Origin of the sequence: Bacillus sp. AK25 (genome assembly GCF_048270685.1) — a bacterium.
GTDB classification, from domain to species: domain Bacteria; phylum Bacillota; class Bacilli; order Bacillales; family Bacillaceae; genus Bacillus; species Bacillus altitudinis.
Genome location: NZ_JBLUWC010000001.1, coordinates 648174 through 669345, shown reverse-complemented (window position 1 = coordinate 669345; position 21172 = coordinate 648174). Strand labels below are relative to the sequence as shown.

Sequence of the window (21172 nt, the reverse complement as noted above, 5' to 3'; positions counted from 1 at the left end):
AGGCCTCCTTTAGTCCAAAATTGATGGCACACGAATATAGCCGTCTTTATGATCAGGCGCGTTTTTGATGACTGCCTCAATGGAAAGACCTTTATTCGGAACATCTTCTCTCATGACGTTTTTCATTTTTAATACGTGTGTTGTTGGTTCAACGTTTTCCGTATCTACCTCGTTTAACTGCTCTGCAAATGAAATGATGCTATCAAGCTGTTCTGTAAACATCTCAGCTTCTTCTTCTGTAATTGCAAGCCGTGCCAAATGCGCAACATGCTTTACTTCTTCTATTGAAATTCTTGACATGCAGGTTCACCTCCAAAAATGATACGTGTTCGTGGTCATGATCATAAGTCATATACACTTTATCATATCAAATTTTACTGTTCTAAAGCAACTTTACGAGGACGCCTAGAAAGGCTTTGTCCACTAATATGTCATTGTGATGCATCCAGTGTCCAACATATTCATTAAGGTAACTTTCATTTTTCAGAAAATTTTTTCTTTGAATTAATTTTGTAAGCGCTTCCATATAGATTCTTATCACTGATACACGCATTTTCTTTAATCATTAGGAGGTTTAAGAAGGTTGATCACTCGGGAATACTCTGATAGGTTAAGTAACCATAGCAGTGAGCAGACAATCAATAGGCTGTTCTTTGTATATTTTGATTGAGGTGATGTCAAATTAATACGAAAAAGGTGATATGGAAACATGAGTATTGAAATTGGAATTTCTTTATCTATTTATTTTATTGGGATGCTGGCTATTGGCTGGTATGCATTTAGAAAAACAAATGACTTGAATGACTATATGTTAGGCGGACGCGGATTAGGTCCTTATGTAACGGCTCTCTCTGCTGGTGCATCCGATATGAGTGGATGGATGCTGATGGGGCTTCCAGGCGCTATGTATACAACTGGTCTTTCATCTGGATGGCTTGCTGTTGGTTTAATTAGTGGGGCTTACTTAAACTATTTATTCCTTGCGCCACGATTGAGATCGTATACAGAAGTTGCTGATGATGCGATTACCATTCCAGACTTTTTTGACAAACGGTTTAAAGACTCATCTACTTTATTGAAAGCTGTCTCAGCTGTCATCATTATGATTTTCTTTACACTTTACACCTCATCAGGTATGGTATCAGGCGGACGCTTATTTGAATCAGCGTTTGGTGCTGATTATATGTTTGGTTTAATCTTAACTTCTAGTATCGTGATTTTGTACACACTATTCGGCGGCTTTTTGGCAGTTAGTTTAACTGATTTTGTTCAAGGAGCTATTATGTTTTTAGCATTAGTGCTCGTGCCGATCGTTGCCTTTACTCAATTAGGTGGACCTGTTGCCACATTCAATGATATTCAACAGATTGACCCTAAATTGCTTGATATTTTTAGAGGAACGAGCGTCATTGGCATTATTTCCTTCCTCGCTTGGGGACTCGGTTACTTTGGACAGCCGCACATTATTGTTCGCTTTATGGCGATTACGACTGTAAAAGATTTAAAGCCAGCACGTCGTATCGGTATGAGCTGGATGATTGTGTCTGTCATTGGTTCACTATCTGTCGGTTTAGTCGGCGTGGCGTATGTTCATGAAACAAGCACCACTTTGGCAGACCCAGAAACCATCTTTATTGTGTTTTCTAAAGTGTTATTCCATCCATATATTACTGGATTTTTACTTTCTGCCATTTTAGCTGCGATTATGAGTTCAATTTCTTCTCAGCTGCTTGTTACTGCAAGTGCGATGACAGAGGATTTATACCGTACGTTCTTTAGAAGAAAAGCCTCTGACAAAGAGCTTGTCATGATTGGACGTATGTCTGTACTAGTCGTTGCCATTATTGCTCTTTGTCTCTCGCTAAACCCAAGTGATACGATTCTTGACCTTGTCGGATATGCTTGGGCTGGATTTGGATCTTCATTCGGTCCAGTCATCTTGTTATGTCTATACTGGAAGCGAATGAATCATCACGGTGCTTTAGCTGGAATGGTTGTTGGGGCTGTTGTCGTTCTCGTTTGGATTTCAACAGGCTTAAACAACACGACTGGATTGTATGAAATGGTTCCTGGATTTATTTTAAGTGGTTTGACTGCTATTATTGTCAGCCTCTTAACAAATAAACCGTCTAAAGCTTCTAAAAAGCTATTTAGCAAAATGGAAGACCATCTCGAAGAAGAAACAAAATAACTAGACATGAGGAGTCATCTGCATTATGCGGATGACTCTCTTTATTTTTAAATAAAATGCTTTTCTTTCTCCCGTTTCTGAATAAAATAGAAGTTGTGCAGCCATATGGGCTGTGAGAAGATCATATACATGATGTGAAACGTACATGAAGTGAAAGGAGCGATACGCATGTTTTGGACAATTGAATGGGATACGGTCTTAAAATTAGCCGTTGCCACCTTAATCGGTTTGATCATCGGTCTTGAACGCGAACTTAAGAAAAAGCCGCTTGGGCTGAAAACGTGTATTGTCATTGCTGTCAGCTCCTGCGTATTAACCATCATCAGCATTGATGCAGCCTACAATTTCCCTCGAGTCTCTAAGCTTCAAATGGACCCACTCAGGTTACCGGCGCAAATTATATCTGGTGTTGGTTTTATTGGAGCAGGTGTGATTCTTCGCAAAAGCAATGACGTCATCTCAGGTCTTACGACATCTGCGATGATTTGGGGAGCAGCAGGACTTGGGGTTGCAACAGGTGCAGGTTTTTATAAAGAAGCCTTCCTCAGTCTTTTCTTTATTCTTGTCAGTGTGGAATTTTTACCTTGGCTCTTCCAGCGGATTGGACCCATTCGCTTACAGGAAAAAGAAATCCGCATCAGAATGTCACTTTCTGATCGAAACCGCATGACAGAGATTTTAAAAGAAATGAAAGCACTCAATATTCGGATTCATTCTGTACGTATTGATGATTTAAAGGAAAAGGACTATCCGATCATGGAAGTACGTGTTCGCGTACATAAAGACCGCTATACAACCGATGTGTACTTTGATATTAAAGATTTAGAAGGCGTTGTTGGTGTGAAGTGTGATACGGTTTAGGGTAAAAAGCCCCTTGCTATGTGAAACAGCAAGGGGCTTTTGATTTATGTTGTTAGCTGATGAAAGTCAAAAGGCGTAATTGGGGTTTTGTCCTCAATCTCCTTTCGAAAACGTGCCAGTATGGCACTTTCGTCAGCGCTTAGTGTTCGGAGATCAAATGCTTGATGTAAAAGCCCATAAATAAGCATATGACGCAGCATAAGGAAATCTGGTATTGTCGCCAGCCATGCGTCATCAAGCTCATTCTCCTGTCGATAGCCTTTGAGAAAATGGCTCATAAATTCACCCGTAAATTCAGCTTTATCCTTGTACGGAATCACCGGATACCAAAGAACGTTGTATAGCAAAATGCTCATATCGTTGATAAACCAGTGATACCCACAATCATCAAAATCAAATGCAATGATTTCTCCCTGATGATAATGGAAGTTCCCATGATGTAAATCCGCATGCACCAGTCCATAGACATCCTTGGATATTCGGAGCTGGTGAAGCTTTTGCATCAGTTCATCTTTTCTCTGCAACACAACCGTTTGATCAGAAGGAATATACGTTTCAAGCTTTAATTGCTCCTCCTCATACCACTCTTGACGCTTATAGCGAGGATCTTTCACTTGATATTGTTTAGTCGTTTGATGCATACGCCCTGTATAGGCTCCTAACGCTTGAAACAACTGTCCATTCCAATCTGCTTCGGTCACTTTTCTGCCAGGCGCCTTTTCGTACACTCTCAGCAAAAAAGCGCCTCCTGCTTGATCGGGAATCGCTTCAACATCTTTTCCTCTTGCGGATAAAACCGGTTTAGCTACTGAGATTCCATGTTGAGATAAATACCGAATCCAGTCCATTTCTCCTAAAATATATGTGCGGGAGCGGCGAATGGTATGGGTAATTTTCAATATATAACTCGACCCTTTTTCATCTGTATATTCATACACATAATTTTCTGCATCGGCTAGAAATGTGACCTGTTCTGGCTGAAAATGATAGAGTAGAGCCGCTTTCTTTAAGACCATTTGTTCATCGTATCGTGCTTTTACTTCTTTATGCATGCTGATTCTCCTTTTATCGTCTTTTTACTTATACATGACGGTAATCAGCATTTATACGAGCATCAACATACCTGCCTTTCCTTTTGGTTTCTTCACATACTTTGACAAAAGTTGAAAGATTCCTCTAATTAGAAATAAAAAACCGCCAAAAGGCGGTTTTCAGATTGTTGACAAAGGGCTAAAATGAACTTTATTTTAGCCCTTTGTCTTCTTTTCAGCGTGATAGAAAACCTTTGCAGTCTAGGAAGGACGAGTACTGGCGCGGAGCGAATTTCACATTCGTGAGCACCAGCACGCAGGACTGACAAAGAATGCGAGGGTTTGTCTACACGCTAAAAACCGCCAAAAGGCGGTTTTTATTTAGTCATATATATGGACCGTTGGTTCTTTATCTTCAGCATTTTTTGTGATGAGGGCTTCTTGCTGATCAGAAGAGGTGATGTTGATTTCTATATTGGTGCTCTTATAGTAATCCATGACTTCACCTGTTAAGTATTGCGTGAATGCCACGACTTCTGTTTTTCCGTAGAATTGCATTGGAATTTCTACTTTCATTTTTTGCAAGTTCCCGTTTTTATAGAAACCTTTGCCTACCACACCTGTGTAATTCGGGAAGTAGTCTTCTACCTTTGTCTTGAAGCGGTCAAATCGCTCTGAATCATCTTTGTAGCTGCTCTTGGCATTATCTGAAGGGAAGAAGACATTCTCTTCTTTAATCGTATCCCAACTGCCAATATCAGCTGATCCTGCTTTTACATCAGTTTTAGCGATGAAGTTTCCTGGAACAATAGATGATTTTGGTGCTTGTTTATAAAGAGCAATCATGACTGGGACTTTTTGCAGTCCGTCCATTTGACGAAGTCGTTTAATGACTTGTTCCGCAATTTTTTCGCCCTCTGCTAAAAGTTTCTTTGAATTTTTCGATGAATCGATGGTCACCTCTTGCTGAGGATCCCCGATATTTTCGCGATAATAATAGACAGAGTTAAGCGCAAGACCGATGACAACCCCGCCAAGCTGTAAGCTATTTTTATCTTTTCTGATTAAGTAATTATGTTCTAGCATGGAAGCTAAGTAGATTGGACTATTTTCATTTTTTGACTTTGTTGAACCTGAGTTTGGAAGAGCAGGGTTTAAGCCTAAGTTCTTAAAGTCTTTGTCTTCTTTTTCAGCTTTTTTCAGATCACTGCCTGTTTTTTTGCGGGCAAGCCAGCTGAGAACAGTATCTTCATCTAAATGCTGTCCTTCTTGGAACAGATAATCGTTTGTATTGAATGATTCTGTTGCCAGGCGCATGAGTCCTGTTTCAAATTCATCAATGTCTAAGCGTGTATTGAGACGCTCTGCTGTTAGTCCTCTTGCCGCTCCTTGTTTAAACGGCAGCACCATTTTGTAATAGGAATCAGAGATGTTGTACATTGGGATGATCGCTGTTTCTTTCGTTTCATCCGTTTTTTGTGTGACCTCTTCCTCATCCTTTCCCCCAAAAGGTGCACACGCTGACAATACCAGTGTGAGCATTGTCAGCAGCAATAGCAACTTTTTCAATAGAAAACACTCCTCTTATTTCTTTAGCTCCTCGAGCATTTTGGCTTCGTCCCAAATTTCAATATTGAGTTCTTCTGCCTTTGTCAGCTTACTTCCAGCTGCTTCGCCGGCAATGACTAAGTCTGTTTTTTTACTTACGCTACCTGCTAACTTGCCACCTAATGCTTCAATCGCTGCCTTTGCATCATTTCGAGACATTTCTTCTAATTTCCCCGTCAGCACAATCGTTTTTCCTGCAAAGTAGGAATCACTTTCTTCTACTTTCACCGGTTTTGACCCTGTGTAGGTCATATTGACCCCAAGTTCTTTTAGTTCATTTAGCAGATCTAGTATTTCTTCTTTCTCAAAGTACGTGACAACTGCATCGGCCATTTTTTCACCAATTTCATCTACTTCAAGTAATTGTTCTTTCGTTGCTTGTTTTAACTGATCGATATCCTCAAAGTGCATGGCCAACGTCTTCGCTGCTTTAGAACCAATAAATCGAATACCAAGTCCAAATAATAACCGTTCAAGAGAGTTTTCTTTCGATTGCTCGATCGAACGCAGTAAATTATCGACTGACTTTTCGCCCATTCGTTCTAGCTGAATCAACTCTTCTTTTGTTAAACGGTAAAGGTCTGATACACGAGAGACAAGCTGTTCTTTGAAAAGTTGTGTAATGACTCGTTCTCCTAGCCCATCAATATTCATCGCATTACGAGACACAAAATGAATGAGTCCTTCACGTATTTGGGCAGGGCATTGTGGATTGATGCACCGAAGCGCCACTTCTCCTTCAATTCTGACCAGCTCACTATGACACTCTGGACATTCAGTCGGCATGTGAAACGGCTTTTCTTCTCCTGTTCGCTGATCAACAAGAACCCCTGCAACCTCTGGGATAATATCGCCCGCTTTTTTGACAATCACTTGATCAAAAAGGCGGATATCCTTCTCTTTGATCAAATCTTCATTATGAAGAGAAGCACGCTGTACTGTCGTCCCTGCCACTTTTACAGGCTCAAGAATCGCTGTTGGGGTGATGACGCCAGTACGCCCCACACTTAGTTCAATATCAATCAGCTTCGTCACGACTTCTTCGGCCGGAAATTTGTACGCAACAGCCCAGCGTGGACTTTTTGCTGTGAAGCCTAGTTCTTCTTGCTGTGCCAATGAATTGACTTTAATGACAATGCCATCGATTTCGTATGAGAAATCAGCACGCTTTGTTTTCAGTGTTTCAATGAGGTCGATCACTTCTTCAATGGTTTGGCACATCCGTCTTTCTTTGTTCGTTTTAAAGCCAAGCTCATCGAGAAGATCAAGTCCTGCGCTTTGCGTATTAACACCAATTTCATCAAGCTCCGCTATACTGTAGACGAAGATATCAAGGTTTCGTTTCGCTGCAATTTTCGTATCGAGCTGACGAAGTGAGCCAGCAGCCGCATTACGCGGGTTCGCAAACGGCTCTTCTTCGTTTTGTAATCTTTTTTCGTTAAGGGCTTCAAAAGAAGGTTTTGGCATAAATGCCTCGCCTCTCACTTCAATCGACAGAGGCCGATTGATTTTGAGCGGGATGGAACGAATGGTTTTGAGGTTCTCGGTTATATCCTCACCTGTTGTCCCATCACCCCGCGTGGCACCCCGGACAAACACGCCATTTTCATAACGGAGAGAAACAGCGAGTCCGTCAATTTTCAGCTCGACATTGTAAGCGACGTCGTCACCGACTGCTTGACGAACCCGGCGGTCAAAATCAAGAAGGTCCTGTTCATGAAACGCATTGCCGAGACTGAGCATCGGTGTGCCGTGACGTACTTTTTGGAAGGCGTCTAAAACAGCACCTCCTACTCTTTGCGAGGGTGAATCCGCTGCTTTTAAATCAGGGTATTCTTCCTCCAGAGAGATCAGCTCACGCATCCGCGCATCATATTCAGCGTCAGGAACACTTGGACGATCCAGTGTGTGATATTCGTAGTTGTATTGATTCAAAATCTGGTGTAGTTCCTCGATCCGGCGTTTCGCTGCTTCTTTATCCATCTGCTTCTTCCTTTCACTTCATCCGTTTTGTCAGTCCTATCAGTTTATTGCTTTTCGATTGGCGCAAAGGCGGCAAGGAGACGCTTAATGCCTGTAGGGCTTGGGAAGGCAATATCAAGCTCTGTACTATCTCCACTACCTTTTACACTCACAACCGTGCCAACGCCCCATTTTTTATGAGCGGCTTTATCACCGACAGCCCAGCCAATGCTGCCGCCGCCTGTGTTTTGAATGGTTTGCGTTTGTGGACGTGAGACAGGCCCTCGTCTTTGCGGTCTTTCTCTCGTTTGGCCAAACGGTGTTTTCGTTTCTTTTTTCTCATTTAGGTTGTCCAATAAATCAGCTGGTATTTCTCTGATAAATCGTGATTCCAGATTCATGTTCGTCCGGCCGAATAACGTTCTCATCTTCGCACTTGATAAATAAAGCTCTTCTTCGGCCCGTGTGATCCCTACATAAGCGAGACGGCGCTCTTCTTCCATCTCGGCATCTTCCATTAATGAACGACTGTGCGGGAAGACACCTTCCTCCATTCCCATTAAGAACACAACGGGGAATTCAAGTCCTTTTGCTGCGTGAAGCGTCATTAAAATGACCGCATCCTGATCTTCTTCCTCAGCCTCATCCAGCTTATCAATGTCTGCGACAAGGGCGAGGTCTGTCAGGAAGGTGACAAGTGATTTATCTTCATTTTGTTCTTCAAAGTTTTTAGTGACCGATAGAAACTCGTCAATATTTTCTAAACGACTTTGTGCTTCAATCGTTTTTTCGATCTTCAGCGCTTCACGGTAACCTGTTTTCTCTAGAATCTCTTCCGTTAATTCTGTGACAGATAAATAATCCTGCATATTTGTCATTTGATCAATGAGCTGTTTGAACTCATCAAGTGCATTGGCAGCTCTTGCACTGAGTCCAATGAAATCCACCTGACCAAGTGCTTCAAACATAGAAAGATCATTCATTTCTGCATATGCAGCAATTTTATCAACAGAAGTCGCCCCAATTCCACGCTTTGGTACGTTGACAATGCGTGCAAAACTAATATCGTCATCTGGATTTGCCACAAGGCGTAAGTATGCCAAAATGTCCTTGATCTCTTTTCTGTCATAGAACTTCGTGCCGCCGACGATGTTGTATTGAATGTTCGCCTTCATTAACGTTTCCTCTATGACACGTGACTGAGCGTTCGTTCGATAGAGGATCGCAAAATCAGATAATTTACGCTTGCCGCTCTGATGAAGCTGACGAATCTTTCCAGCGACAAATTGACCTTCACCGAATTCATTATCCGCACGGTAATAGGCAATCTTCGCTCCTTCGTCATTTTCTGTCCAAAGGTTTTTTGGCTTGCGGTTTGAATTGTTTTGAATGACCGTGTTTGCGGCATTCAAAATACGTTTAGTCGATCTGTAATTTTGCTCAAGCAAAATCACTTCACTGGACGGATAATCTTTTTCAAAGGAAAGAATGTTTGTAATATCCGCTCCACGCCAGCGGTAGATGGACTGATCCGAGTCACCGACCACACATATATTTTGAAAACGCTGCGCGAGCAATTTCACAAGCATGTACTGCGCTCTGTTCGTATCCTGATACTCATCGACATGAATGTATTGGAATTTTCGCTGATAGTGTTCTAATACTTCAGGGATCCGCTCAAACAGACGAATCGTCATCATAATAAGATCATCAAAATCGAGTGATTGGTTCTTGAGTAATCGTTTTTGATAATCTGTGTAGACGTCGCTGACCACTTGATCATAGAAATCACCAGCAGTTTTAGCGTATTCCTCTGCGTCAATGAGTTCGTTTTTTGCACTACTGATTGAACCTAAAATGCTACGTGGATCAAACTTTTTAGGATCGATATTTCGTTCTTTTAAAATGTTTTTAATGACTGAAAGCTGATCAGATGTGTCTAATATAGAAAAGTTGCGATTCACACCAATACGGTCAATATCGCGTCGTAAAATGCGTACACACATGCTGTGGAACGTAGAAATCCAAATGTCATCCGCACCAGGCCCTAAAATGGCTTGTACACGCTCACGCATTTCTCTTGCTGCTTTATTTGTAAAGGTAATCGCTAAAATATTCCACGGTGCCACATGCTTTTCTGCCATTAAATACGCAATTCGATGCGTGAGCACTCGTGTTTTTCCACTACCTGCTCCTGCCATCAGTAGCAGCGGCCCGTCTGTTGCTTTGACCGCTTCTTTCTGCGCGTCATTCAGCCCTTCTAATAGATGATTCGATATTTCATTCATTTCATTCACCGCCAATTCGAACTTATGTTCTATTTTAACCCGTTTCGTCTTGTTTGACTATGATGACTTTTTCACTGCGTCGACTGTCTTTAACGCTTCTTTAAAATTGTCATAAATGACGTTCCCCACGACGACAACGTCTGCATGCTGTGCAAAGTCTTTCGCCTGCTCTTCGCTTTCAATACCGCCGCCATAAAATAGAACCGTTTCATGTAGCACTGCTTTGGTTTCTTTCACAAGCTCTATGTCTCCAAGCGTCCCGCTGTATTCTAAGTAAAAGATGGGCAGTTTCATCAAGTGCTCTGCCACTCTCGCATATGCCCTTACGTCATCTATATCCAGTGCCGTATTTGCCTCTGTCAGCTTAGCCGCTTTACACTCTTCGTTTAAGATGACATATCCTTCCGGTACAATCTCTTCCATTGACATCAAATCACCGTATTCCTTCATCGCATCCTTATGCAGACCAACAATCCAATCAGGATGAGCGCTGTTTAACACAGTGGGGATAAAATACAGGTCAAAGCCAGGCACAATCATCTCATGTGTCGAGATTTCAAGGACACATGGCACAAGAAAGCGGCGCACCTTTGACATCAGTTGCAGCACGTTGTCTTCTGTCACGTTGTCACTGCCGCCAATTAAAATGGCATCCGTACCGGATTCACAAATCGCTTCAAGTTGTTCATCGGAAATCTCTTTATTTGGATCGAGTTTAAAGACATGCTTCCACTCGGTAACATCATACATGAAAAACGTTCCTCCATTCGTTTCATTCCATTTAAATATTATAACAAAATCAGACACCGCAAAAAATGGGTAACCTCCTTCAGCTAAAAGTTTCATTCTTTTGAAAATAGTCGATTTTCACTTTAGGCGAGGTGAAAGGAGATTATATGAAAAACTCCACTTCAAGAGGAGCTGAGGGAGATCAATAGATGGATACTGAACTGAAATGAGATCTACTTCATCTCATCACATGATATTATACATGAAAGGAACATTTTACTATCGATCAAGCAGGTGAATGATTTGAAAAGAACCATCACATATGATCAAACGATCGACATCGGATACATCTATCTCATCCCGCCTCGAATCGGGACAATCAAAGAAACCATTGAATTAGACGTGAATGAATGTGTGAACGTAGACATCGACAAAGAGGGCCGAGTGGCTGGGCTGGAGTTATTTGCAGAAGAAGCAGAGGTGTTGAATCACACACCCGTTTATGAAGACGAGCTTTCGTTACGTTTTACGGATCAGGTTCTCTCAACCTATCATTTATCGGGCATTGAATTTCTTTTCTCGACGCCTGATCACGAAGGGTTGATCGGTTTTACGATTGTCGATCCTCTTCGATATCACATCAAAAAAAAGACAAGAAAAAACCGTTTTGAATGGTCAAAACGGTTTTTCTAAACTATTGTCTCACTTCATTAAAATAATGAACAGATGTCATGGCCCCTTCATCGACCATCTTGTTGTCTTGAATATCTAACGGATCAGGGTGTCCAGCTTTTTCAGGAACCTTTTCATCTGATCGGAACATGCTTGCCCATTTTTTGAGATGCTGTTTATTTTTCACTGCTAATAACACTGCACCACCAACCCCTAATCCTGCAAGTACATACGCATTCGGACGCTTATTCATGTATGTTCCCTCCCCTTATGATCTTATTTGTAAGTTACCCCGCCTTTTCATTTCTAAACGTCACAATCTGTTGAAGTGGTTTCTCTTTCAATGAAAAGTGGAATAACAACAGTAATGATAGAGAAAAGAGGGGATTTTCGTGACAACAACTTTCATTGTCATTGGCGCATTATTAGTGATTTTTTTCATCATACCAATCATTTTATTCATCTGGATTTGGATGCGAGATGAAAAACAGGAAGAGCATTCTGTCCTACGAAATTATCCGGTCATTGGAAAATTGCGGTTTATTTTCGAAAAAATAGGACCTGAGCTTCGTCAATATCTGTTTCTCAATGATCGAGAGGAGCTTCCTTTCTCAAGAAGAGAATACGAGCAAGCTGTCATGTCTGGGAAGTACAAAAGCCGGACAATGGGCTTTGGATCAAAACGTGATTTTGACAAGCCTGGTTACTATATTCGCAACGTCCTATTTCCAAAGCAGCGAGATGAGTTACGCATCGATCAATCTGAAAAAATCCCAACAAAAGTGTATCAGATCGATCAAGACAATTTACTGAGAAGAAGTGAACATACCAAAGAAGTCGAAGCAAAACCTTATTATCTCCATGAAGAAGATGTACAAATCATTGGTGAACATACGTGCCAAAAACCCTTCCGCGTCAAAGGATTGATTGGTCAATCAGCCATGAGCTACGGCTCCTTAGGCGATCGGGCGATTACGGCTCTATCCTCCGGTTTAAAAATGGCTGGCGGCACATGGATGAACACAGGTGAAGGCGGGCTTTCGCCTTACCATCTCAAAGGGGGCGCCGATATCATTTGCCAGATTGGACCTGGTTTATTTGGGGTTCGAACGGAGGATGGCGCATTTTCGTTTGAAGAGTTTAAGAAAAAAAGTGAACATGATGAGGTAAAAGCCTTTGAACTCAAGCTGGCACAAGGGGCGAAAACACGCGGGGGACACATTGATGGTGAAAAAGTCACAGAGGAAATTGCCCAAATCCGTAAACTGCCGCCACACCAATCCATTGACAGTCCGAACCGGTTCGAGATGTTTCACTCCATTCCTGACATGCTTGATTTTATTGAACAACTGCGAAACATCGGCGGAAAACCAGTTGGAATCAAGCTAGTTGTTGGACATAAAGAAGATATCGAGGAGCTTGCTCTCTATATGAAAAAAAGCGGAAAACATCCTGATTTCATTACAGTGGATGGCGGAGAAGGTGGCACAGGTGCTTCCTTTCATGAACTGGCTGATTCCGCAGGCCTGCCCATTTTCACCGCACTGCCGATGGTCCATCAAATTTTGAAAAAATATGGGGTTCGAGATCAACTCAAGCTGTTTGCTTCTGGTAAACTTCTTTCCCCTGATAAAATTGCGATTGCCCTTTCTATGGGTGCAGATTTTGTGAATATCGCACGAGGATTGATGTTCTCGGTTGGCTGTATTCGGGCGCAAGTATGCCACACGAATAAATGCCCTGTTGGGGTTGCCACCACAGATCCAAAGCTGCAAAAGGGTTTATCCATTGAGGAAAAGAAATACCGCGTCTGCAATTATATCCTGTCCCTTAGAGAAGGTTTGTTTAATTTATGCGCAGCAGCTGGAATCGAATCACCTATTCATTTTAACGAAAAACATATTATTTTTAGACAAGAAAACGGTCAGACAAGTGAAGTCCCTATGTTCTCAGGCACAGAGCAGTCTGTCTAGCTTAAAAAGGTGCGTTTCCGCACCTTTTTTCGTTGACATTCTTGCGCAATCACGTATAAAAGACTTAATAGATCTTTGATAAGGAGAAAGAGTATGCGTGAAAAAAAGGTCCGCGGTATGAAACGAAAGACTCAACAGATCATAAAAGAAATGAACGCAAATACGCAGTCGTTTCCGGCGAATATTTCTGACTACTGGCACCTGCCTTTACCAGCGGCTTATGATTTTATGACGTCCAACAGAACACCGAAAAAGATCAAACGTCTATGCATTCAAACTCTATTGAATAGAGCTGAGCATCTCATTGATTTGAAACCAAACGACGGGGACATATATCGTGTCGTGGTCGCAGTCGATCTGCCTGGATTATGGCATTCACAAATCATTGTGTTTAAAGGGGATTCTTATGTGAAAGATTTCTTCAACAGACAAGATGAGTATCAGACATGGCTTCCCCTTTCTGATCAGAGAAATATTCAAAAAGAATGGGATTTATCTGTTGCACAAAATATGCGAACCATCGGTTTTAAGGAAGTAATCACTGATGACGATGAAGTGTCCTATGAAGGTGAACGATGGTTTATGGGGGAACTTGATGAGAACAAATAGAGCCATTTCAAATGAAATGGCTCTACTTGTTCAACTTCAAAACGACAAATCATAAAGAATGTTTGCAGTGAAAGCTGCTTTATTTTGTTTCGTCCGTTGCTTGTTGCTCTGCTACGCGGTCAAGTGCCATCGTATAGGCATCATTTCCGTAGTTCAAGCAGCGTTTGACTCGTGAGATGGTTGCAGTGCTTGCACCTGTCTCCGTCTCAATTTTATGATACGTATTTCCCTCGCGAAGCATACGCGCTACTTCAAGACGCTGTGATAAAGATTGGATTTCATTGATGGTGCACAAATCATCAAAAAATCGATAACATTCTTCCAGGTCTTTAAGGGATAAGATGGAGTTGAATAGCTGATCTAAGCTTTTGCCCCTTAATTTATCAATTTGCATCTTTATACATCTTCTCCTTTACTATTGGCACACCGCTCCGCACTGACTTTTCCGAGAAAGCGGTATCTTTCCTGACTCATTTTTTTCAACCTCAGCAATGAGCTTTGAACGAATCATGACAGGTTTGGTTCTACGCTGAAAATGCCATCAGGTTCTTTCGTAAGCCGAAGCTTCTTTATCGTAAACAAATTCGACAAGTTTTGTCATATTCCTTGTGCGACAATCTGACAAACTTGTTTGCCTCCGATATCTAGAACACTTCTGCTCTGTTAAGTCTTTCCCTAAAAAACAGTATGTGTAGAAAGCTTGGCGAGACGACAAACCTGCGCCCCGCCTTGCTTAATTATTCAAAATATGTTGGTCGGCCAGCGTAACCGACAGATTCATTTTACAATTGGGCACTTCATTCGTCATGTCAAAGCCCTATGCTTTGTCACCATATCTAGCAGCGAAGAGATCCATTGCTCACTCCTGCCCTATAACAGCGGTCAGAAATCTAGCAAATATGATACAGCTCCACTCTGTTATATTTTAACGCATTATAGACGGAAAGAGTACAGTTTTTTTCATGACATCAAATATTCCTCTTGGTGTCACTCGAATATACGGCAAGTGTGTGCTTTGGAAAAAGACAAGTGTATCAATTGGGCAGTCAAATGGATACCCGCGCTCAATGAGTAGCTCGCGTAACGTTTGCTCCTGCTGAAGAACCGTTTCAAACGATTCAGCTGATGCACAGCCTGATAATTGCAACGGGATTTCATGCAAAATCTTTCCGTTTTCTGCGAGCACAATTCCCCCGCCAATTTCTTTCATTCGCTTATGAGCAAGCATCATATCATCTTTATTTTTCCCAATCACTAAAATGTCACCAGTGGTTGAAAATGAGCTGACAAATCCTTGCACCTTGTTTGCAAATCCTTTTAACATTGTGTTCACGCGCCACTCGCCTTTTCGATCAATCAGACTGAAGAAGCTTTGATCATGGTCACAGGACAGCTGGTTGACAGAGTTATCAATCTCCACTGTATAAGGCTCCATAATAACAGCATTTCGCATTTTGACACCGAGCGGCATTGAGAATTGCAAGTCACTCATCGTCAGGTCATAGCTTAAATCTAATGGTTCGAGCCCGCCATTTTCCCATTTTGTCTCTTGGAATTGATGCTGGTTCTCCCCCTCTAATTTAAGGATTACCCCTTTAGAAATCACCGTTTCTGGATTTGGATTCATCGGATCATCTAAAATATTCAAAGAAGCCAATCGACCAGGACCGACCACGCCTAATAAGTCATCAATTTGATAGTATTTCGCAATGTTAAAGGTCGCCATATTGTACGCATCAATAGTAGGCACGCCTTCTTCAAGGGCAATGGAAATGAGACGATTGATCATGCCTTCTTCATAAAAGTGAGGCGCTGATCCATCTGTTGTATAGAAAAAGTGATCGTAGTGCCTAAAGTCACGCTCATGCAACTCTCTTAAAATGTTCACTAAATCTGGGCGGATGGAAGAATGACGCAAGGACACATGATAGCCAAGAGACAAGCGTTTGAGCACATCGTCTGCATTCATTGCTTCATGATCACTGTCCGCTCCAAACAGCTTCATTTTTGTTAGCGTTTTCTCAGAAGCCCCAGGGAAATGCCCTTCAATTCGTTTTCTCTGCTTCTTCGTTTCTTGCATGCAATATAAAATGAGATCATCACCGTCCATTAATCTTGGCCAGCTCGTTAATTCGCCGCCTTGAAGGACGTCGGGATGATCAATCCATTCTTTCCGATAGTTAATAGGAAGCATCTCATCTTCATACCTGACCTCGGTTTGAAGATCGTATCTGGACCACCAGAAATACTGAAATGGCTGCTTTTTTAATTCGCATAGAGTGGAAAGCGCTTTCTTTTCATTGCTTTGCAAAAGAAGAAATAAGTTATCGCTGACCATCGTTGTTGTGCCAAATTGAGACACATATTCTGCAAGTGATTGGGGATTATAAATATGGAACGGATGCGCGTGAGGTTCAATATACCCCGGCACAATGTATTTACCTTCACAATCAATCACACGTTTAGCTGATTTATTTTGAGGAAGCTCTGCTCCGACATAAACAATTCGATCATCATGTATCCAAATATTTGCCTTCACCCATTGCTTCAAAAACGGGTTTAGCACGAGTCCATTCGTTAAAAGGAGTGTTGGAACTATTTTTGAGTCGACTACATCGATTTGTGTGCGGATGTCATTGTTTCTCCAATTAAAAGTACGTTCGGACATTCACATACTCTCCTTCATTTGTATTAGCCCTATCGTAACATAACGAACCACGTTACGCATTAATGAAACGTTACAATTTCTTGAAATCACACTTAAAATAATTTAAAAAAGGAGAATCACTTGCAATGAAACCTAATATTGGCTTAATGGAAGCGCTCATGAGAATTGCCTGCGGAATGACGATATGTACTGTAGCTGGATCCTTATATGCTCGAAAACCATGGAGTAAAATGCTGCTTTTTGGCATCATGCTCGGCGGATTAAAATTGGGTTCTGGTATTCTTCGTTTTTGTCCAGTGACCTATATGTGTGAACAGCAGAATACACATAAAGAGAAGGCTGAGTAGACAGCCTTCTTCAGATTGTTGACAAAGAGCTAAAATGAATTTTATTTTAACTCTTTGTCTTCCTTTCAGCGTGACATGAAAACCTTTGAAGTCTAGGAAGGGCGAGCACCGGAGCGGAGCGAATGTTACATTCGTGAGCACCGGCGCACAGACCTGACAACGAATGCGAGGGTTTATCTGCACGCTGGAGAAGGCTGAGTAGACAGCCTTCTTTTTTTGTGTGTGAATCACTCCGCTGCTTCGCACCATTTGACCAACGTACCAGCAATGATTTCTGCTGCTTCAATGACATGTTTGATCTCAATGGATTCATTCGGGAAATGGGCAAGCTCTGTCGTTCCAGGTCCAAACACAATGATTGGGATATCCGCTGCTTGTGACAGTAATCCGCCGTCTGTCCCCCAAGGGGCGGCTTCTACCTTTGGCGGGTGCTGCATGACCTCTTCATATTGTTCCTTCAATAGACCTAAAAGCGGGTGATCAGAGTCGATTGACCCTGGAAGCCATCTAGCACCAAACCACTCCACCTCCACAGGATGTTCTTGAAACCAATCATCCTTTTCAGCGAGTCCATTCATCCAATTTTCTAATTCCTTCTCTGCCTGCTCAACTGTCTCACCTGGCATCACACCAAGCCTACCTTCCATTGTGACAAGATCTGCGACAGAGGACGGCCAATCACCGCCTTGAATTTTCCCAATGTTGATTGGAATTGGAATCGGGATATGCTGAAACAGAGGCTCCGTCACTCGCTGATTTCTTTCTTTTTCTAGTGCCGCTATATGAGAAAGGACCACCGTGCTCTTTTCAATAGCAGAAACACCGTGATACCTTGTTCCGCCATGAGCTGCCCTTCCTTTAATATGCAGCCTGAACCACTTTGATCCTTGCTGAATCGGAAAAATGTTCATATGACTTGGCTCTGGAATGATGGCAGCATCCGCTGTGTACCCTTTCAATATTGCTGCAAGTGTGCCTGCTCCGCCGCTTTCCTCTTCGACGACACTATGAAACACCACATCTCCTTTCAGGGGAATCTGAAGCGCATGCAGTGCCTCAAGCGCAAAGAGTAAAGAAACGTTTCCACCTTTCATATCTGTTGCCCCGCGTCCATAAAGTCTCCCGTTTATGATATGCCCGCTGTAAGGCGGATATGTCCATTGATTCGTATCTCCTGCCGGAACCACATCTACGTGCCCGTTTAATAAAATCGATTTGCCGCCACCTTTTCCTTTCAATCGCCCAGCAACGTTGGGACTCCCTTGAAAAGATCGGCGCGGGGAATAAAAATAAGGATGCTCTAGTAATTCATCGCCGCCAATTTCCCAAACGTCTACATCAAAGCCAATGGCGGACAGTTTATTGGCCACGATCTGCTGAACCTCTTCTTCATTTCCTTGGGTGCTGTCACATTGCACCATTTGCTGAAGAAGCGTAATGGCTTCATCCTGATGCTCTTTCATCCAGTTTCTGATACGTGTCATTGGCTGCAAGTCGTTCATCCTTTCTACACAACAGATTTGACATCAGGCGCTAAAATTAATGGCGCTTCAGTCGCCCTTATGACATCTTCCGGCTGAAATGGCGGCATGACTTCACGTAAAATGAGCAGCTGAGACTTGACCTCAATGACCGCCATATCCGTAATAATCAAATCGACACACGCTTTAGCGGTTAATGGCAATGTACAAACCGTTTTCACTTTAGATCGACCGTGTTTATCAAGATGGCTCATCACCACCACCACTTTTTTCGCTTTTTGCGCCAGCTCAATCGCTCCGCCCATACCTGGTACTCTTTTCCCCGGTACAATCCAATTGGCAAGATCCCCTTGGCTGCTTACTTCAAGTGCACCCAAAATCGTCATATCCAGCATTCCTTTTCGGATGATGCCAAAAGCAGTCGTACTGTCCATGTACGAGCCGCCCTTTGTCAACGTAATGGGAAAACCACCGGCATTGCACAAATTCGAATCTTCTTCCCCTTGCAGAGGCGAGGCTCCTGCCCCCATAATGCCGTTTTCTGCATGCAGCCACACCTCGTAATGTGATGGAATGTAATCTGCTGCTAGAGTCGGAATGCCGATCCCAAGATTCACAATCATGCCATCTTCAATTTCTTGTGCTGCTCTTTTGGCAATGCGGTGTCTTAAATCGATGTCTCCCATGCCCATGTCCAGTTCACTCCTTTTGATTGCACGATTTGATTCACAAATACGCCTGGCGTCACGATTTCTTCTGGATCGAGCTGCCCCGCTGCCACAATTTCTTCTGCCTCCGCAATGGTCCAGTCTCCTGCCATCGCCACAATCGGGTTTGTATTCCGTGCGCTTTTATCAAAAATGAGGTTTCCCACTTCATCTGCTTTGTAGGCATTGACGATGGCAATATCCGCTGTGAGCGCAGGCTCTAACATATAATTCTTCCCATTCAGCTCAACCAATTGTTTCTCATCGAGATTCAGGCTATCCATCCCAACATCTGTCACAATGCCCGCCAGCCCCATTCCGCCTGCTCTGATTTTTTCTGCAAGAATGCCCTGCGGATAAAAATGAACGTCTAATGTACCAGCCTGCATTTTCTGTCCGGCAATGGGATTTGAGCCGATATGAGAGGCGATGATTTTTTTCACTCTTCCTTCTGTGATGAGCCTGCCCACACCAATTTGTGGGAAACCTGCATCATTTCCGATCAATGTCAGATCTTGAATATTCGCTTCCAAAATGGCATCAATCAACGATGGTGGTGAACCCACGCCGCCAAATCCGCCAAACATGATGGTCATGCCATCTTTTAATCGCGTCATCACGTCATCCAACCCCACAGTTTTGTTCATGTTCGTTCCTCCTTACATAGCAGATGGGAAAAACCCTCGATTGATTACTTCTTGTTCGACTTGTGTGATGGTCTGCCCGAATAAATCAATGAGTTCATCCATTTCCTGCTGTGTGATGGAAAGCGGCGGTGCGATCATAACCGCTGCGCCTCCGACTCCATCCTCTCCAGCGCTTGCTGGATACACCAGCAGTCCCTTTTGTTTTGCCGTTTCAACGACGAGATTGGTTATCTGAGCATGTGCAGGAAATGGTGTTTTGGATAAACGATCTGCGACAAACTCAATGCCAATCAGCAATCCCTTCCCTCTCACATCTCCTATGATGGAATGATTGACTTGCAGATCTTTTAAAGCATTCATCAGATATCGCCCAGAAAGGTCAGCCCGGTCGGGAAGCTGATGTTTTTTCATATATCGAATGACCGCTAATGAAACGGCTGCTGAAAGCGGATTGGCACTATATGTGTGCCCTGCCATGACAGAGCCGGAGCCGCTGATAATCGGTGCCATCACACGATCCGTTGAGACAACTGCTGCGATTGGAGAATAACCTGCGCTCATGCCCTTTCCAAGAACCATGATATCTGGTACCGTGCCCCAGTGTTCCATCGCAAACATTTTCCCAGTTCGTCCAAAGCCCGTCATGACTTCATCTGCGATCATTAAAATGTCGTTTTCTTCACAGACACGCTTCATCGCTTCGTAATATCCGTCTGGCGGCAGGAGCGCCGCTCCCGCTGCGCCAACAATCGGTTCAGCAATCAATGCGGCGATCCTCTCTTTTCCTATACGCTGGATGACGGTTTTAAATTCCTGGACATACCACTCGACCTGCTTGCTGTCTTCCTTTGGCAGCCATGACCGGTAGCTATAGGGCGGAGACAGCACTGGGTGCTTTTCAAGCAGTGGTTCAAAACGCTCTCTCCTTGCAATATGACCGGACATCGACAGCGCCCCTAGTGTAATGCCGTGGTAACTCATCCATCTTGAGATGATATGATTTTTTTCCGTCTTCCCCTGCTCCTGCCAATGCTGTATCGCCATTTTCATAGCAGTTTCCGTTGCCTCTGAACCGCTCCCTACAAAAAAAGACCAGTTCAGATCACCTGGGCAAAGTGTACTCAATTCATACGCTAGTTCTTCCGCTGGTTCATTCGTAAATTGTGACCTGTACGTAAAGCTCACCTTTTTCGCTTGCTCCGTCATCGCATCAATAATCTCTTGTATGCCATGTCCAATACTTGCCGTGACTGCCCCTGATGAGCCATCTATATATTTTTTTCCGTCCCGATCATATAAATAAATCCCCTCTCCTCTCACAGCCACAGGATATTGCTGATTTAACATCGGTTTGATTAAGTAATCCCGGGTCTCCACTTTGTCATTCCTCCCTCTCTT

Annotated in this window: 19 protein-coding genes; 6 read left to right on the top strand and 13 right to left on the bottom strand. The window is 42.9% G+C overall.

Annotated features, from left to right (window positions below):
* Positions 1-9 precede the first annotated feature (9 nt).
* Positions 10-300, bottom strand: coding sequence for an Asp-tRNA(Asn)/Glu-tRNA(Gln) amidotransferase subunit GatC (gene gatC / locus ACNO7B_RS03375; protein ID WP_003213898.1), 291 nt, complete (start codon positions 298-300; stop codon positions 10-12).
* 409 nt (positions 301-709) lie between these two features.
* Here gatC and putP point away from each other — a divergent pair, with 409 nt between their 5' ends.
* Entirely contained in the window at positions 710-2191 is a 1482-nt protein-coding gene (putP, locus tag ACNO7B_RS03370) for a sodium/proline symporter PutP (protein WP_035703561.1), read from the top strand.
* A gap of 168 nt (positions 2192-2359) precedes the next feature.
* The gene (locus ACNO7B_RS03365) at positions 2360-3052 is read left to right on the top strand and encodes an MgtC/SapB family protein (RefSeq protein ID WP_008344247.1); all 693 of its coding nucleotides are present in this window, start codon (positions 2360-2362) and stop codon (positions 3050-3052) included.
* Between the two features lie 44 nt (positions 3053-3096).
* Here ACNO7B_RS03365 and ACNO7B_RS03360 read toward each other — a convergent pair whose 3' ends face one another.
* The 5 genes from ACNO7B_RS03360 to ACNO7B_RS03340 all read right to left on the bottom strand — a co-directional run bounded on the left by ACNO7B_RS03360 (position 3097) and on the right by ACNO7B_RS03340 (position 10691).
* Positions 3097-4104, bottom strand: a complete 1008-nt coding sequence (locus ACNO7B_RS03360; RefSeq protein WP_417901176.1) for a phosphotransferase enzyme family protein — start codon at positions 4102-4104, stop codon at positions 3097-3099.
* A 360-nt stretch (positions 4105-4464) separates the two neighbouring features.
* On the bottom strand, positions 4465-5652 hold the full coding sequence (locus tag ACNO7B_RS03355) for a CamS family sex pheromone protein (RefSeq protein WP_008344253.1): 1188 nt from the start codon (positions 5650-5652) through the stop codon (positions 4465-4467).
* A 15-nt stretch (positions 5653-5667) separates the two neighbouring features.
* Positions 5668-7674, bottom strand: coding sequence for an NAD-dependent DNA ligase LigA (gene ligA / locus ACNO7B_RS03350; protein ID WP_417901175.1), 2007 nt, complete (start codon positions 7672-7674; stop codon positions 5668-5670).
* 44 nt (positions 7675-7718) lie between these two features.
* The gene (gene pcrA / locus ACNO7B_RS03345) at positions 7719-9941 is read right to left on the bottom strand and encodes a DNA helicase PcrA (protein ID WP_017366764.1); all 2223 of its coding nucleotides are present in this window, start codon (positions 9939-9941) and stop codon (positions 7719-7721) included.
* A 57-nt stretch (positions 9942-9998) separates the two neighbouring features.
* Positions 9999-10691 (bottom strand): heptaprenylglyceryl phosphate synthase, encoded by a 693-nt coding sequence (locus ACNO7B_RS03340; protein WP_008344257.1) that lies wholly within the window; start codon positions 10689-10691, stop codon positions 9999-10001.
* A 273-nt stretch (positions 10692-10964) separates the two neighbouring features.
* Here ACNO7B_RS03340 and ACNO7B_RS03335 point away from each other — a divergent pair, with 273 nt between their 5' ends.
* On the top strand, positions 10965-11363 hold the full coding sequence (locus ACNO7B_RS03335; protein ID WP_417901174.1) for a DUF2283 domain-containing protein: 399 nt from the start codon (positions 10965-10967) through the stop codon (positions 11361-11363).
* Position 11364: 1 nt separating this feature from the next.
* Here ACNO7B_RS03335 and ACNO7B_RS03330 read toward each other — a convergent pair whose 3' ends face one another.
* Positions 11365-11595: a hypothetical protein gene (locus tag ACNO7B_RS03330; protein ID WP_017366762.1), complete on the bottom strand. Its 231-nt coding sequence runs from the start codon at positions 11593-11595 to the stop codon at positions 11365-11367.
* Positions 11596-11734: 139 nt separating this feature from the next.
* On the opposite strand from ACNO7B_RS03330, the gene ACNO7B_RS03325 reads away from it, so the two are divergent.
* Both ACNO7B_RS03325 and ACNO7B_RS03320 read left to right on the top strand, forming a co-directional pair.
* Positions 11735-13315, top strand: a complete 1581-nt coding sequence (locus tag ACNO7B_RS03325) for an FMN-binding glutamate synthase family protein (protein ID WP_098680487.1) — start codon at positions 11735-11737, stop codon at positions 13313-13315.
* A gap of 93 nt (positions 13316-13408) precedes the next feature.
* On the top strand, positions 13409-13924 hold the full coding sequence (locus ACNO7B_RS03320; RefSeq protein WP_417901173.1) for a DUF3916 domain-containing protein: 516 nt from the start codon (positions 13409-13411) through the stop codon (positions 13922-13924).
* Positions 13925-14003: 79 nt separating this feature from the next.
* On the opposite strand, the gene ACNO7B_RS03315 is transcribed toward ACNO7B_RS03320, so the two are convergent.
* Both ACNO7B_RS03315 and ACNO7B_RS03310 read right to left on the bottom strand, forming a co-directional pair.
* A complete protein-coding gene (locus ACNO7B_RS03315; protein ID WP_007496879.1) occupies positions 14004-14318 on the bottom strand; it encodes a YerC/YecD family TrpR-related protein in 315 nt (104 codons plus the stop codon).
* Between the two features lie 531 nt (positions 14319-14849).
* Positions 14850-16592 carry an adenine deaminase C-terminal domain-containing protein gene (locus tag ACNO7B_RS03310; protein ID WP_007496880.1) on the bottom strand — a complete coding sequence of 581 codons (1743 nt, stop codon included), beginning with the start codon at positions 16590-16592 and terminating at the stop codon, positions 14850-14852.
* Between the two features lie 125 nt (positions 16593-16717).
* Here ACNO7B_RS03310 and ACNO7B_RS03305 point away from each other — a divergent pair, with 125 nt between their 5' ends.
* The gene (locus tag ACNO7B_RS03305; RefSeq protein WP_249670361.1) at positions 16718-16939 is read left to right on the top strand and encodes a YgaP family membrane protein; all 222 of its coding nucleotides are present in this window, start codon (positions 16718-16720) and stop codon (positions 16937-16939) included.
* A gap of 227 nt (positions 16940-17166) precedes the next feature.
* Here the strand turns inward: ACNO7B_RS03305 and ACNO7B_RS03300 are convergent, their stop codons facing one another.
* The 4 genes from ACNO7B_RS03300 to ACNO7B_RS03285 are packed head-to-tail and all read right to left on the bottom strand — an operon-like array spanning position 17167 to position 21151.
* Positions 17167-18432 (bottom strand): peptidase, encoded by a 1266-nt coding sequence (locus ACNO7B_RS03300; RefSeq protein WP_417901172.1) that lies wholly within the window; start codon positions 18430-18432, stop codon positions 17167-17169.
* Between the two features lie 14 nt (positions 18433-18446).
* Positions 18447-19112: a 3-oxoacid CoA-transferase subunit B gene (locus tag ACNO7B_RS03295; protein ID WP_048002160.1), complete on the bottom strand. Its 666-nt coding sequence runs from the start codon at positions 19110-19112 to the stop codon at positions 18447-18449.
* Complete coding sequence (locus ACNO7B_RS03290) at positions 19088-19774, bottom strand: CoA transferase subunit A (RefSeq protein WP_060832134.1); 687 nt, start codon at positions 19772-19774, stop codon at positions 19088-19090. The genes ACNO7B_RS03295 and ACNO7B_RS03290 overlap by 25 nt, the downstream gene beginning before the upstream one ends.
* A gap of 12 nt (positions 19775-19786) precedes the next feature.
* Complete coding sequence (locus tag ACNO7B_RS03285; RefSeq protein ID WP_050827026.1) at positions 19787-21151, bottom strand: aspartate aminotransferase family protein; 1365 nt, start codon at positions 21149-21151, stop codon at positions 19787-19789.
* Positions 21152-21172 lie beyond the last annotated feature (21 nt).